Genomic DNA, 13,275 nt, shown 5'->3' on the forward strand with positions numbered 1-13,275 from the left:
TTAACCCTAAATATATAAATATGAGACAGATAATTTTAGCACTAATGTTCGTAATGACCACAGCTATGGTTAAGGCACAGACCAATCAAAATGTGGAATTCCAAAAGGTGGAAGTAGGGGATGTATTTGAAATAGGTAGACCCGAAACCCCCACTTACAAACATATAGATTTTCCAAGAGCCAATTTTATCATTAAAAAGGGAGGCATTGCCAACTATAAAACGGTGGAAGGAAACAAGGTAGTGGTAACTGCTATAAAAGAAGCAAAGGATGGCACTCTTCAGGTAAAAATTAAAAGAACCGATGGCAGAAAGTTTTTTAACACCCATGCCGTGGTTTCTGCAGATATACAAAGTGCCCTTCAATCTGGGGAGTTGAACACTTTGTAGTTAGATTGATTGATGATTCCTGTTCGCTCCAAGTTTCTCGATTTGCTCAAAGGAGCGGACAGGTTACTTCTTCAACTTTTTCAAAAGGATTCTTAAACTTAAAAAATCAACAGTTATGCCAAACAAAATGACGATAAAACAGCGAATCAATGTCGGGTTTATTCTAGCCATCGCATTTTTTTTAGTGTTGGCATCCAACAGATTGAATAGAAGAAGTTATAACATTTTGGAGCAAACCGTAAGTTCTGTTTATGAGGATAGATTAGTGGCTCAGGAATACATTTACCAGCTCAATAATCTGTTTCATGACAAAGAAATACAACTTAATAAAGTGGGCGTTCAGCAAAAAAAGGAGGTGTTAACCGCAAACATCCATCGCATTTTTAATGATTTTGCAGATACGGAACTAACGGTTGAGGAGTCAGCTTATTTTAATGAATTACGAGCTAATTTTACGCAACTACAGCAATTGGAAGGCCGGGTGACGGATGATGCTAGCACTAGGATACAATTGAGCAACGTTTTGGAGGATATCAACTCCAACTTGGACGAACTTGCCGAAGTTCAACTGACCGTAGCTCAAGAACTGACTCACAGGTCACAAAAATCACTTAAGGTGAGCAAACTACTTTCCAGCCTCGAAATCGGTTTTTTAACCGTTATCGGAATCTTATTTCTTTTTATAGTTTTTTACCCAAACAAACGGCCTACTTGGTACTAAATTCGTCAAATTATTAAAGTGTGTAAAATTTCCTTAAATTATTGATTTGGTACCTTTTGACGTATTAAAAAGCAGATAAGCTAAAAAACCCTTTCATTTTTGTTAAGGAAATTATGATATGGTAATTTCAGATGTTATTGGAATATTACACTATCCATACACATAAGAAAATAATCATATTCTAAATTTCAATGAAAATGAAAACTTTGAATTACTCAAAGACTGGAAGTTTGCTGGTTCCAGCCTTGTTATTATTCGCAGCATGTAGCAATGAAGGTTTCGATGAAGAAACCCTATTAACGCCAACAAACTTAACAATGGATGTATCTTGCGATGCCTTGATTGATTTTAATGGTTTGGACCGCGGTTTGATTGTGGAGTCCGTATCTTCAGGAAACGGAATATCTGGTGTGGAAATCCCCGGTTCTGTAATGGTTTATGGCGAAAATTTAAGTGTTGGCGCATCAGATGAAAACCATGCTATGATTTTTGATACCGATAACCCTACAGGCGGTGATGAGGATTTGGTCGTTGCCGGTGAAGATCATCAAGAAGTCTTAATTATTTCTGAGGACCTTGATGGGGTAGAACCTGATGATCAAGCGCCTCCAGGTGGTATTATTACTTTAGACTTTAGTGCTTTTGGTAGCGGTACCGTTGATGTGAACAGTTTTGTGACCATTGATAACGAAGAGGCCGGTGAATGGGCTGCCTATGATGCGGGAGACGTTCTCATTGCAAGTGGTGAGATTTTAAGTATCGAAGACGGAACACAACAAGTAGTTGAAGTGAATACTGCCGGCATTGCCAAACTGGTCGTTACTTTTAATGGTTCTGGTGCATTGGATGAGTTTTGCCTAAGCGTTGAAGAAGAGGAAGAATCTGGTTGTACTTTAACTCAAGGGTATTGGAAAAATACGAAGAAAGGTCCTTGGCCAGCTCCTTACGACAGAGATGATACTTTCTATTTAAGTGGTATGACTTGGCAAGAAGTTTTGAAAACAGCTCCTAAAGGAAATGCGTACTTCCAAGCCGCACACCAATATATTGCAGCAACACTAAACGTAGCAAATGAAGCTTCTTCTCCAGAAGAGGTTGATGATGCCTTGGCAGCAGCTTTGGAACTGTTTGAGATGTATAATCCAGCTGAAATTGATGACTTATCAGGTGATGATGAATTAAGAAAAGAATTTATTTACATCAATGATGTTTTGGATTCCTATAACACAGGTGAAATAGGCCCAGGCCACTGTGATTAATTCAAATTCTATATAGAAAAAGCAAAACCGGTATTGAAAAATACCGGTTTTTTTATTGTTTCATGAATATCTATAAAGCAAAAAGCTCCGATTTCTCGGAGCTTTTTTGCGGTCTGGACGGGACTCGAACCCGCGACCCCCTGCGTGACAGGCAGGTATTCTAACCAACTGAACTACCAGACCAATGATTTTATCTAAAAGACTCCTGCAACAGCAGGATTCAAATCTTGTTCATTTGCTTTTTTAAAGCGAGTGCAAATATACATTCTCATTTCGGATTGGACAAAACATTTTTTTAAAAAAGTGATCAAACAAATTTTTGACGCTCGATCATAAAGGAATTCAATACTTGGGAGAAATCCGATTTAATATCCACACCTACATATTTAATACGATATTGAGCGCACTTTAATTTGAGCTCTTCTTGATACTGATTCACCTTTTCCGCATAGGCTTTTTTAATGGAGTCCGCATATAAATCAACGTGCGCACCCGTCTCCACATCTACAAATCGCTTGGGAGCATTGTCAAAATCAAAATTCAATTCGTGTTCGTAATCCAATAAATGAAATAAAACCACAGCATGCTTATTATACTTGAGGTGACGGAGCGCCTCAAAAAGCTTGGCTTCCTCTGTTTCGGTCTGAAACATATCCGTAAACAAAAAAATCATACTTCTACGGTGGATTTTCTCTGCAATCTGGTGCAGGTAGGTGTACGTCTTTGTGGTCGATGATGGATTTTGATGGGAGGCAACCTCATTCAATTTAGAATACAACATCTGAAAATGTCGCTCACTGTTCTTTTCCGAACTGTGAAAATCATAGTTGTCCGAGTAAATGCTCAACCCAACAGCATCCCGTTGTTTTTTCAACACTTGCATCAAAGTGGCAATGGCCAGTATACCAAAACCAATTTTGTTGAGGTTTTCAATCGATGGATTTTTTACTTCGGGATAATACATGGATGCCGAATTATCTAAAATCATATGGCATCGTAGATTGGTTTCGTCCTCAAATCGTTTGGTGTACAATCGGTCCGTTTTGGCAAACAATTTCCAATCAATGTGCCGTGTGCTTTCGCCAGGATTGTAGATTTTATGCTCGGCAAACTCGGCTGAAAACCCATGAAAAGGACTTTTATGAATCCCACTGATAAATCCTTCTACAATCTGATTGGCCAAGAGCTCCAGATTCTGAAAAAGTTGGGCTTTATGTAATTCCGAGCGTACGTCCATAGGTGCTTTCTTGCGACAAGATAAAACAAAAAAGGCTTGGCATTTGCCAAACCTTTTCTAATTCCATTATAAAAACAATATTATAAAGCCGCGTCGATAGCGTCGGTATAAACCTTTTTAGGAGATACACCAACTTGACGGTTAATCACTTCTCCACCTTTAAAAACCAATACGGTAGGAATGTTACGCACACCATATTTGGCTGCAAATTGTTGATTAGCATCAACATCTACCTTGCCAACCACGGCTTTACCATCATATTCTTGGCTTACTTCTTCAATGATTGGTCCAACCATTCTACAAGGTCCGCACCAAGCTGCCCAAAAGTCAACAAGTACAGGTTTATCGCTTTTCAAAACTACTTCGTCAAAAGTCGCATCTGTTATTTCTAATGCCATTTTATCTCTTTTTAATATTATGCAAAGTTAGTCAAATAATGTACATATAACTTACACTCAGCATATTCGTTTTAGTTATTGCGCCATTGGCAATAATTATGGTTTAATTTAATTTGTAATGAATTTCATGGGCTTCCAATTCGGAAAGCAACTCACTGTTAATCTTTACCTTCTGTTTTCGACTGGATAGCTGTAGTTTGATTTCCTCTTCCATTTCATAAACTTCAAAACTCAACGGGTGATCCCCTTTGTGCATGTTGAGGGTGTCCTTTAAAGTTTGAATTCTACTTTCCTGTAATTTATCAAGGTTCAATTTGATGGTGAGCTTTCTGGCAAAGGCTTCCATCACATCTTGAAGCTGTTTAAAATCATTGAACTGTAATCGTGGATCCCCTTTTTTGCCGGTATCTCGGTTGACCCAACCCTCTTTTACGTAAGCGCGTACGTATACAAACGAGTTGATCATAAGAAAATGACGGAACTTTAGATACTCCTCACCAAAAATTCGAAACTCGTACGATTCGTTATAATCTTCCATGGTGAACAAGCCCCATCCTTTTCCATTTTTGGAAACGCGGTGCTGCACATCGGTAATTACACCTGCGGCCGTAAGTTCACGGTTCACAAAATTCTCCAAATTGGAAAAGGCAGAAACATCACTATTACAAAATGCAGTAATCTCTTTTTTGAAATCATCCAATGGGTGGCCCGATAAGTAAATCCCGACCACCTCTTTTTCTCTCCGAAGTTTTTCCATGGTACCCCATTCTTCACAGGGTGGAATTATGGGTTCGGGAATTTGCACGTCACTTGCTTCCCCAAACAAACTTACTTGGGAGGAATTCTCATTCTCTTGGAACTTAGCACCGTATTTTACTGCTTTTTCCAAAAAGGTGATTCCGTCCCCTTCATCATGGAAATATTGAGCACGATGTGTGTCGGAAAAGGAATCAAATCCACCTGCCAAAGCCAAATTTTCAAACGCTTTTTTGTTGGCAGCACGAAGATCTATTCGTTTTGCCATATCAAAAATGGATTTGTAATGTCCGCCTTCCTTTCTGTTTTCCACTATGGTTTCCACTGCAGAACGCCCTACTCCTTTAATGGCGCCCATCCCAAAACGGACCGCGTTTTCCTTGTTTACGGCGAATTTGTAATACGATTCGTTTACATCTGGGCCCAAAACTTGCAATCCCATCCGTTTGCATTCTTCCATAAAGAAAGTCACCTGCTTAATGTCGTTCATGTTGTTGGACAATACTGCGGCCATGTATTCGGCAGGGTAGTGGGCCTTTAAATAAGCCGTTTGGTAAGCAATGTAGGCGTAGCAGGTAGAGTGGCTTTTGTTGAAAGCGTAGGAGGCAAAAGCTTCCCAGTCCTTCCAAATCTTTTCCAGAACATCACGCGGATGTCCATTTTTTTCTCCCCCATCCAAAAATTGGGGCTTTAGTTTTTCCAGTAGGGCGAAAATCTTTTTCCCCATGGCTTTTCGAAGAACGTCCGCATCACCTTTGGAGAACCCGGCCAGTTTTTGGGAAAGCAACATCACCTGCTCTTGGTACACCGTAATTCCGTAAGTTTCCTTCAAGTATTCTTCCATATCCGGAAGATCATAGGTGATTTCTTCTTCACCGTGCTTTCGCGCAATAAAACTCGGAATATATTCCATGGGGCCCGGACGATACAGCGCGTTCATGGCAATCAAGTCATCAAAAACCGTTGGTTTCAAGGTTTTCATGTGCTTTTGCATCCCGGGTGATTCGTATTGGAATATCCCTACCGTATCTCCACGTTGGAAAAGTTCGTAAGTCTTCTCATCATCTAGCGGAAAATCATCAGGAACCAAATCAATGCCCGTTCTTGCCTTCACAATTTTCACGGTGTCCTTGATCAACGTCAAGGTTTTCAATCCCAAGAAATCCATTTTCAGAAGACCCGCACTTTCCACCACCGAGTTATCAAACTGGGTTACGTACAAATCTGAATCCTTGGCAACCGAAACAGGCACGAAATTGGTGATATCGTCTGGTGTAATGATCACCCCACAAGCATGGATTCCAGTATTTCTCACCGAACCTTCCAACACTCGGGCCATGTTCACGGTTTGGCCTTCCAAATCGTCCCCTTCGGAAATGTTCAACAGCTCGTTGACTTTATCCAGTTCTTCGGAACGGAATTTTTTCTTTAAATCGGCTTCGGGCACCCCAAAAATCTTACCCAGTTTGGACATATTGGGTATAAGTTTAGCTATACGGTCGGCATCACTCAATGGAAGATCTAGTACTCTAGCCGTATCCCGAATGGAACTTTTGGCTGCCATGGTTCCGTAGGTGATGATCTGCGCCACCTGATTGGCACCATATTTATTGATTACATAGTCCATTACACGGCCACGACCTTCATCATCAAAATCAATATCAATATCGGGCATGGACACCCTGTCCGGGTTTAAGAAACGCTCAAAAAGCAGATCGTACTTAAGAGGATCAATGTTGGTAATGGTTAAACAATAAGCAACCACCGAACCTGCCGCTGAACCACGACCTGGACCCACAGAAACCCCCATGTTTCGCGCTTCTCGGATGAAATCTTCAACAATCAAAAAGTAACCCGGGTAGCCCGAGTTTTGGATGGTCTCCAATTCAAAATCGATACGCTCGGAGATTTCAGGAGTGATTTCCCCATACCTTTTTTTGGCTCCTTCGTAGGTGATGTGCCTCAAATAGGCATTTTCCCCTCGTTTACCTCCATCCTCATCATCTTCGGCTACTTTAAATTCATCTGGAATAGAAAACTTAGGAAGCAAAATATCACTGGCAAGGTTATAAGGTTCCACCTTGTCCACAATCTCCTTTATATTTAGGATAGCTTCGGGAACATCTTTAAAGAGTTCCTTCATTTCATCCGAAGACTTATAATAATATTCTTGGTTGGGCAATCCATAACGATATCCTCGACCTCGACCAATGGGGGTAGATTGTTTTTCCCCATCTTTTACACATAGCAGAATATCGTGGGCCTCGGCATCTTTTTTATCACAATAATAGGTGTTGTTGGTGGCTACCAATTTTACATTATGGTCTTTGGCCATTTGCAGCAGCACTTGGTTTACGCGGTCTTCATCTTCTTGACCGTGACGCATAATTTCGATATAGAAATCATCCCCAAATTGCTCTTTCCACCAAAGCAAAGCTTCTTCAGCCTGTTTTTCACCAACATTCAAAATTTTATTGGGGACTTCACCATAAAGGTTTCCCGTGAGGGCAATCACATTTTCTTTGTATTGCTCCACAATTTTTTTGTCGATTCGAGGCACGTAGTAAAATCCATCGGTATAGGCAATGGACGACATTTTGGCCAGATTGTGGTACCCTTTTTTGTTTTTGGCCAACAACACGATCTGATGCCCGTAATCTTTTACATTTTTATTGGTATGGTCCTCACAAACAAAGAATTCACAACCTACAATGGGTTTGATTTCAGTTTCAGTAGGTTGCTCTCCGTTGGCTTCAAGTTCGGCGTTTTTGTCTTTTGCGGCTTTGTTGTGTGCCATAACCTCTTTTACAAAGTGAAAGGCACCCATCATATTGGCATGGTCGGTAAGGGCAACAGCAGGCATCTTATTTTGTGCGGTAGCTTTGACCAGATCCTTAATATTGATGGTGGATTGCAATACCGAAAATTGGGAATGGTTGTGCAAGTGGGCAAAGGGAGCATCCTCAAGAGTTTGAATGTTCTCTTGGATTTCCGCTTCAGAGATTTCGCCCGTATCCTGGGCCCAAAGGGCGTCTGCGATTTTTTTGGAAGCCGCCTTTAGGTTGATGTGCTTTAATCCGATAAGCTCAATCTCTTTTGGATTGGCCTCGGAGAAACGCTCATAATAATCAGGCTGCACATCCAGCTCTTGAGTGCTGAATTGTTTTTTTCTTACCAGCTCCAAAAAACAACGTGTGGTGGCCTCAACATCTGCGGTTGCATTGTGCGCTTCGGCAAAAGGTTCTCCAAAAAGGAACTCGTGCAATTCGGTCAAGGTCGGCAGTTTGAATTTACCACCACGCCCCCCTGGAATTTTACACAGTTCTGCGGTATGCTCGGTACAGGTATCAAGAATTGGAAGGTTTTCCATACCGTTTTCCACTCCTTTACGGTGGAATTCGCACCCCATAATGTTCACATCGAAGCCTACATTTTGCCCCACAATAAACTTGGTTTGGGCCAAAGCTTTATTGAAAGCCGCCAAAACATATTCCAAAGACTCCCCCTCTTGCTCAGCCAATGCAGTGGAAATGCCGTGAATTTGTTCTGCTTCATAGGGAACGTTAAACCCTTCGGGACGCACCAAAAAATCCTGATGTTCCACTAAATTTCCCATCTCATCGTGCAACTGCCATGCAATCTGCACACATCTAGGCCAGTTGTCGGTATCGGTAATAGGGGCGTCCCAACGTTTGGGCAATCCAGTGGTCTCCGTATCAAAAATCAGGTACATAGGCTAAGGTTCTCTATCAAAAAAAGAATAGATAAAATTACTGAAGAAGATAGATTTGGTAAAAAAGAGTTGTGAGGAGTTATTAACTAAAAAAAGCTGGGAATAATCCCCAGCTTTTTAAAATTGTATCTAGTGACTTTTGGAATTAGGATACTGCTGATTCAAATATGTTTGCTGTTTCCAAGGTTTCCCTGATGGCATTTCTTTGTCTCATCAGTAAAGCTTCAGTGGATGGTGGTAGTACAAACTCTTTATCGTGCAATATGTCGTTGTAAGTTTCAATGGCTTCATTTTCGCCACGATTTACTTCTTCCAACATAGCTTCCTCCATATTTTTGCTAAATAATGATTTAAAATCAATCCAAGATCGGTGGAGCGTTCCTTTGGCGCTTCCTCCTTTTTCAGGATGCTGCCCAAAAGCCTTAATTTCGGCTTTAAGATCTTGCCCAAAATTATACCTTTGTTTGGCACGATCCATAAAGAATTGCTTTATGGTTTTATTGTCTACCTTTTCAGCTGCTTGTCTAAATCCTTTTTCAGCATCATAGGTTTTTTCCAAAAGTTCGTTCAATTTGTTCGACATTTCTACAGTGTACTTCATAATCTCTCTACATTTTATCGGTTATTGGCCATCGACTTTCGATGACTTCATTATAAAAGATATGATTAAAGTGCAGAACTACAAATAGTTGCGGTGGTTTAAATTAAGTTTAACGGTTTGAGGCTCAGTTGTTAAAAGCATTTAACTTTTTTACCATAAATACTGCACTATAAACAAATAAGTGTATATTTGCACCCGCTTAACAGATAAGCGATTAAATAGAATTAATAACCAGGGTCGGGCACCCTACAAATTAATGTGATATGCCAGTTAAAATTAGACTTCAGAGACACGGTAAAAAAGGTAAACCATTTTATTGGGTGGTTGCCGCAGATTCCAGAGCAAAAAGAGACGGTAAATTTTTGGAAAAATTGGGTACGTACAACCCAAATACCAATCCAGCTTCTATCGATTTAGATATTGATGGTTCTGTAAAATGGTTACAGAATGGTGCACAACCTACCGATACTGCTAGAGCTATTCTTTCTTACAAAGGTGTTTTGTTGAAGCACCACTTGTTAGGTGGAGTTCGCAAAGGAGCATTGACCGAAGAGCAAGTTGAGGAGAAATTCAACGCTTGGTTGGAAGAGAAAGAAGCTGCAATCCAAGCCAAAAAAGATGGTTTGAGCAAAGCTGAGGCTGAAGAAAGAGCAAAAGCGTTGGCTGCTGAGAAAGAAGTAAACGAAAAGAGAGCTGCTGCTGCACTTCCGGAAGAAGAAGTAGCTGAGGAAGCTACTGAAGAGACTGCTGAGGCTGCTGCAGAGGAAGCTACCCCAGAAGCTGAGGCTCCTGCTGCCGAAGAAGCTGCTAAAGAAGAAGAATAGAAACGAGGACGATGCGCAAGGAAGACTGTTTCTACCTGGGCAAAGTCGTTTCAAAATATAGCTTTAAGGGCGAGGTGTTGGTAAAATTGGACACCGATGAACCCGATATATACGAAAATATGGAATCAGTATTTGTTTCTTTGGGAAACAATCTGGTTCCATTTTTTATTGACCGCTGTCGACTCCACAAATCCAATTTACTTCGTATCGATTTTGAAGAGGTAAAGGACGAACCCACTGCGGATAAGATCATTGGGTCTGAATTGTATTTGCCCCTGACCATGTTACCCAAATTAAAAGGGAACCAATTTTACTTTCACGAAGTGATCGGGTTTACGATGATGGATGAAGTACACGGCGATATTGGAAAAATTGTTGCGGTGAACGATAGTGCTTCCCAAGATCTTTTTGAAGTGGAAAAAGACGGTAAGGAACTTCTGATTCCTGTGAGTGATGAGATTATCACTAAAGTGGACCGTGAAAACCAAACCATCCATGTGAAAACTCCCGAAGGTTTGGTGGATTTGTATTTAGGATAAAAGACTTGTTTATAAATAAAAAGGACGGCCATTGGCCGCCCTTTTCGTGGTTGTTGGTATAGAACTGAAAAGCCAGTTTTATTTTTTCCATTTTCCTCCACCCACATAGAACCCTAAGGAAATACCTAAGTAAGAGTTTTTTACTTCAATTGCTTCAATACCTTCTCCAATCTCAGATTTGCCGATAAGATTATAATTGATTGCGGTACGAAATTTTCCCCACTCAAAACCGGCGCGGATAAGGCCACCAAATTTTCCATCAACATCGAATTCTTCATCTGTTACTTGAGAATCAAAATCAAGATTTGCAAGCATACTATATCCAATACCCGCTCCTGCGAATGGAGCAAAGGAGGAACTACCATTATGGAAATAGTAGTCAAAAGTTCCCAAATAGGATGAACTAGCTGCTAAGTTTGCTTCAATTTCTGAAACATCATTTGTTGCCTTAACGTTTTTGGCCATGGCTGCGGATTCGAAACGGATACCTACGTTCATATTATCGGCAACATTGTATTTGGCCTCAAATGCGGTAGAAATACCACCTCCACCATCAGGCATCGTATAACCAAAATCAAGTCCTGCACGGAATTTGCCTTCTTCTTGCGCTTGTACCATTTGGAATGTACCTGTAATAATGGCCATCGCAACTAAAATTTTCTTCATAATAAGATGTTTAAGAATTGGAATTTTATGGAATAGGAATTAACCTGTTCGTTATTTGGGTCACGAAATAAGTCTTTAGATTTTGAAGAAATTGGTGCGATCTAACGGATGGCCTGTTTCAACCAATGAATGCTTGTTTTGAATTGACGGAAGTTTTTCAATTACAGTACAAGGCCTCATTGTTTAGTTTGGCAAGTTTTCCAGTTACCTTTGTGTAATGGGAATATTTAAGTTTAAACAATTCAACATTCATCAAGATCAATGCGCCATGAAGGTCGGCACCGATGGTGTGCTTTTAGGTGCCTGGGCGTCATTGGACCAGCAACCGTATTCCATTTTGGATATTGGAGCCGGAACAGGATTGATAGCCTTGCAAATGGCCCAGCGTTCTCAAGCTGAACTTATCGATGCCCTAGAATTGGATGACGATGCCTATGAACAATGCGTGGCTAATTTTGAGGCCTCACCTTGGGGAGACAGACTTTTCTGTTATCATGTAGGTTTTGATGAATTTGTGGATGAAATGGATGAGAAATATGATTTGATTATTTCCAATCCACCTTTCTACGCTGAAGAAGTGGGTAGCGGGGATGATGCAAGGGACAAGGCAAGACAGAACAGTTCGCTTCCTTTTGAGGAATTGGTGGAAGGCGTTGCAAAACTATTGAGTGAAAATGGACGTTTCGCGGTCATTATTCCCCATAAAGAAGAATCTAATTTTAAAAAATTGTGTTCCAATGTTGGATTGTTCCCTAATCGCATCACAAGAGTAAAGGGAAATCCGGATGCAGATTTTAAAAGGAGCTTGCTCGAATTTGGAAGAAAAAAAGTGGAAACTAAGGTTGACGAATTGACTATAGAGCATGGTCGTCATAAATACACAAAAGAGTATATTGAACTTACGAAAGCATTTTATTTAAAAATGTAACAATACCAAAGCTAAATGTTATATTTGATTCAAAATTAAACTGAATGAAACCCGACTTATTCGAAGCCCCCGACTATTACAATTTGGATGATTTGCTTTCAGGTGAGCATAAATTGGTGCGCGATGCTGCACGCCAATGGGTAAAGCGAGATGTGTCTCCCATAATCGAGGAATATGCCCAAAAAGCTGAATTCCCGAAGCAGATTATTGGTGGATTGGCAGAAATCGGAGCTTTTGGCCCATACATTCCCGAAGAATATGGCGGAGCGGGCTTAGATCAGATAAGTTATGGGTTGATTATGCAAGAAATTGAGCGAGGAGATAGTGGGGTTCGTTCAACGGCTTCGGTACAATCTTCCTTGGTAATGTATCCCATTTTTGCCTACGGTTCGGAAGAGCAGCGAAAAAAATACCTGCCCAAGTTGGCTACTGGTGAGTGGATGGGGTGTTTTGGGTTAACAGAACCCAATCACGGTTCCAATCCGGGTGGAATGGAAACTAAGTTCAAGGATGCTGGAGACCATTATGTGTTGAATGGAGCCAAATTGTGGATTTCCAATTCCCCTTTTGCCGATGTTGCCGTTGTTTGGGCTAAGAACGAAGAAGGTCGAATTCATGGTTTGATTGTGGAACGAGGAATGGAGGGTTTTTCCACTCCAGAAACACACAACAAATGGTCGCTTCGTGCTTCGGCTACGGGCGAGTTAATATTTGATAATGTAAAAGTTCCAAAGGAAAATCTATTGCCTGGCAAAAGTGGGTTGGGAGCGCCACTAGGTTGTTTGGATTCTGCCCGCTACGGAATTGCTTGGGGAGCCATCGGTGCCGCTATGGATTGTTATGATACCGCACTCCGTTATGCCAAAGAACGTATCCAGTTTGGAAAGCCTATTGCAGCTTATCAACTTCAGCAAAAGAAATTGGCCGAAATGATTACCGAGATCACCAAAGCGCAATTATTGGCTTTCCGTTTGGGTCAGCTTAAAAATGAGGGAAGGGCCACAACGGCCCAAATTTCCATGGCAAAGCGAAACAATGTGGAAATGGCCATTAAAATTGCCAGGGAAGCCAGGCAAGTGTTGGGTGGCATGGGAATTACAGGTGAATATAGCATAATGCGCCATATGATGAACTTGGAAAGTGTGATCACTTATGAAGGCACACATGACATCCACTTGTTGATTACCGGTGCAGACATCACCGGAATACCAGCTTTTAAATAAT

The 13,275-nt window shown here is 40.9% G+C and carries 12 protein-coding genes and 1 tRNA gene; 7 read left to right on the forward strand and 6 right to left on the reverse strand.

Going from position 1 to position 13,275, the window contains the following annotated elements:
• The first annotated feature begins 20 nt into the window (after positions 1-20).
• The 3 genes from ABT310_RS08065 (at position 21) to ABT310_RS08075 (ending at position 2,369) form a co-directional block, all read left to right on the forward strand.
• Positions 21-389 carry a hypothetical protein gene (locus ABT310_RS08065; RefSeq protein ID WP_375323394.1) on the forward strand — a complete coding sequence of 123 codons (369 nt, stop codon included), beginning with the start codon at positions 21-23 and terminating at the stop codon, positions 387-389.
• Between the two features lie 115 nt (positions 390-504).
• Positions 505-1,110, forward strand: coding sequence for an MCP four helix bundle domain-containing protein (locus ABT310_RS08070; protein WP_375323395.1), 606 nt, complete (start codon positions 505-507; stop codon positions 1,108-1,110).
• 197 nt (positions 1,111-1,307) lie between these two features.
• Positions 1,308-2,369: a hypothetical protein gene (locus tag ABT310_RS08075; RefSeq protein ID WP_375323396.1), complete on the forward strand. Its 1,062-nt coding sequence runs from the start codon at positions 1,308-1,310 to the stop codon at positions 2,367-2,369.
• 109 nt (positions 2,370-2,478) lie between these two features.
• Here ABT310_RS08075 and ABT310_RS08080 read toward each other — a convergent pair.
• The 5 genes from ABT310_RS08080 to ABT310_RS08100 form a co-directional block, all read right to left on the reverse strand.
• Positions 2,479-2,552: transfer RNA gene (locus ABT310_RS08080), tRNA-Asp, on the reverse strand.
• Between the two features lie 124 nt (positions 2,553-2,676).
• Positions 2,677-3,606, reverse strand: a complete 930-nt coding sequence (locus ABT310_RS08085) for a DUF58 domain-containing protein (protein ID WP_375323397.1) — start codon at positions 3,604-3,606, stop codon at positions 2,677-2,679.
• A gap of 80 nt (positions 3,607-3,686) precedes the next feature.
• Complete coding sequence (gene trxA, locus ABT310_RS08090) at positions 3,687-4,004, reverse strand: thioredoxin (RefSeq protein WP_090293224.1); 318 nt, start codon at positions 4,002-4,004, stop codon at positions 3,687-3,689.
• 103 nt (positions 4,005-4,107) lie between these two features.
• The gene (gene dnaE, locus ABT310_RS08095) at positions 4,108-8,493 is read right to left on the reverse strand and encodes a DNA polymerase III subunit alpha (RefSeq protein WP_375323398.1); all 4,386 of its coding nucleotides are present in this window, start codon (positions 8,491-8,493) and stop codon (positions 4,108-4,110) included.
• 145 nt (positions 8,494-8,638) lie between these two features.
• Positions 8,639-9,094 carry a PA2169 family four-helix-bundle protein gene (locus ABT310_RS08100; protein ID WP_375323399.1) on the reverse strand — a complete coding sequence of 152 codons (456 nt, stop codon included), beginning with the start codon at positions 9,092-9,094 and terminating at the stop codon, positions 8,639-8,641.
• 263 nt (positions 9,095-9,357) lie between these two features.
• On the opposite strand from ABT310_RS08100, the gene ABT310_RS08105 reads away from it, so the two are divergent.
• Positions 9,358-9,918 carry a 30S ribosomal protein S16 gene (locus ABT310_RS08105; protein WP_375323400.1) on the forward strand — a complete coding sequence of 187 codons (561 nt, stop codon included), beginning with the start codon at positions 9,358-9,360 and terminating at the stop codon, positions 9,916-9,918.
• An 11-nt stretch (positions 9,919-9,929) separates the two neighbouring features.
• Positions 9,930-10,457, forward strand: a complete 528-nt coding sequence (gene rimM / locus ABT310_RS08110; RefSeq protein WP_375323401.1) for a ribosome maturation factor RimM — start codon at positions 9,930-9,932, stop codon at positions 10,455-10,457.
• A gap of 78 nt (positions 10,458-10,535) precedes the next feature.
• Here the strand turns inward: rimM and ABT310_RS08115 are convergent, their stop codons facing one another.
• Complete coding sequence (locus ABT310_RS08115) at positions 10,536-11,123, reverse strand: hypothetical protein (protein ID WP_375323402.1); 588 nt, start codon at positions 11,121-11,123, stop codon at positions 10,536-10,538.
• A gap of 217 nt (positions 11,124-11,340) precedes the next feature.
• Here ABT310_RS08115 and ABT310_RS08120 point away from each other — a divergent pair, with 217 nt between their 5' ends.
• Both ABT310_RS08120 and ABT310_RS08125 read left to right on the forward strand, forming a co-directional pair.
• Positions 11,341-12,051, forward strand: a complete 711-nt coding sequence (locus ABT310_RS08120) for a tRNA1(Val) (adenine(37)-N6)-methyltransferase (protein ID WP_375323403.1) — start codon at positions 11,341-11,343, stop codon at positions 12,049-12,051.
• A gap of 44 nt (positions 12,052-12,095) precedes the next feature.
• Positions 12,096-13,274 (forward strand): acyl-CoA dehydrogenase family protein, encoded by a 1,179-nt coding sequence (locus ABT310_RS08125; RefSeq protein WP_375323404.1) that lies wholly within the window; start codon positions 12,096-12,098, stop codon positions 13,272-13,274.
• Position 13,275 lies beyond the last annotated feature (1 nt).

The sequence above is a fragment of the Flagellimonas cixiensis genome (genome assembly GCF_042134615.1).
Lineage (GTDB): Bacteria > Bacteroidota > Bacteroidia > Flavobacteriales > Flavobacteriaceae > Flagellimonas > Flagellimonas cixiensis.

Coding starts and splice junctions, on each gene's coding strand:
- ABT310_RS08065 (WP_375323394.1), top strand. CDS start 21: ATGAGACAGATAATTTTAGCACTAATGTTCGTAATGACCACAGCTATG.
- ABT310_RS08070 (WP_375323395.1), top strand. CDS start 505: ATGCCAAACAAAATGACGATAAAACAGCGAATCAATGTCGGGTTTATT.
- ABT310_RS08075 (WP_375323396.1), top strand. CDS start 1,308: ATGAAAACTTTGAATTACTCAAAGACTGGAAGTTTGCTGGTTCCAGCC.
- ABT310_RS08085 (WP_375323397.1), bottom strand. CDS start 3,606: ATGGACGTACGCTCGGAATTACATAAAGCCCAACTTTTTCAGAATCTG.
- trxA (WP_090293224.1), bottom strand. CDS start 4,004: ATGGCATTAGAAATAACAGATGCGACTTTTGACGAAGTAGTTTTGAAA.
- dnaE (WP_375323398.1), bottom strand. CDS start 8,493: ATGTACCTGATTTTTGATACGGAGACCACTGGATTGCCCAAACGTTGG.
- ABT310_RS08100 (WP_375323399.1), bottom strand. CDS start 9,094: ATGAAGTACACTGTAGAAATGTCGAACAAATTGAACGAACTTTTGGAA.
- ABT310_RS08105 (WP_375323400.1), top strand. CDS start 9,358: ATGCCAGTTAAAATTAGACTTCAGAGACACGGTAAAAAAGGTAAACCA.
- rimM (WP_375323401.1), top strand. CDS start 9,930: ATGCGCAAGGAAGACTGTTTCTACCTGGGCAAAGTCGTTTCAAAATAT.
- ABT310_RS08115 (WP_375323402.1), bottom strand. CDS start 11,123: ATGAAGAAAATTTTAGTTGCGATGGCCATTATTACAGGTACATTCCAA.
- ABT310_RS08120 (WP_375323403.1), top strand. CDS start 11,341: ATGGGAATATTTAAGTTTAAACAATTCAACATTCATCAAGATCAATGC.
- ABT310_RS08125 (WP_375323404.1), top strand. CDS start 12,096: ATGAAACCCGACTTATTCGAAGCCCCCGACTATTACAATTTGGATGAT.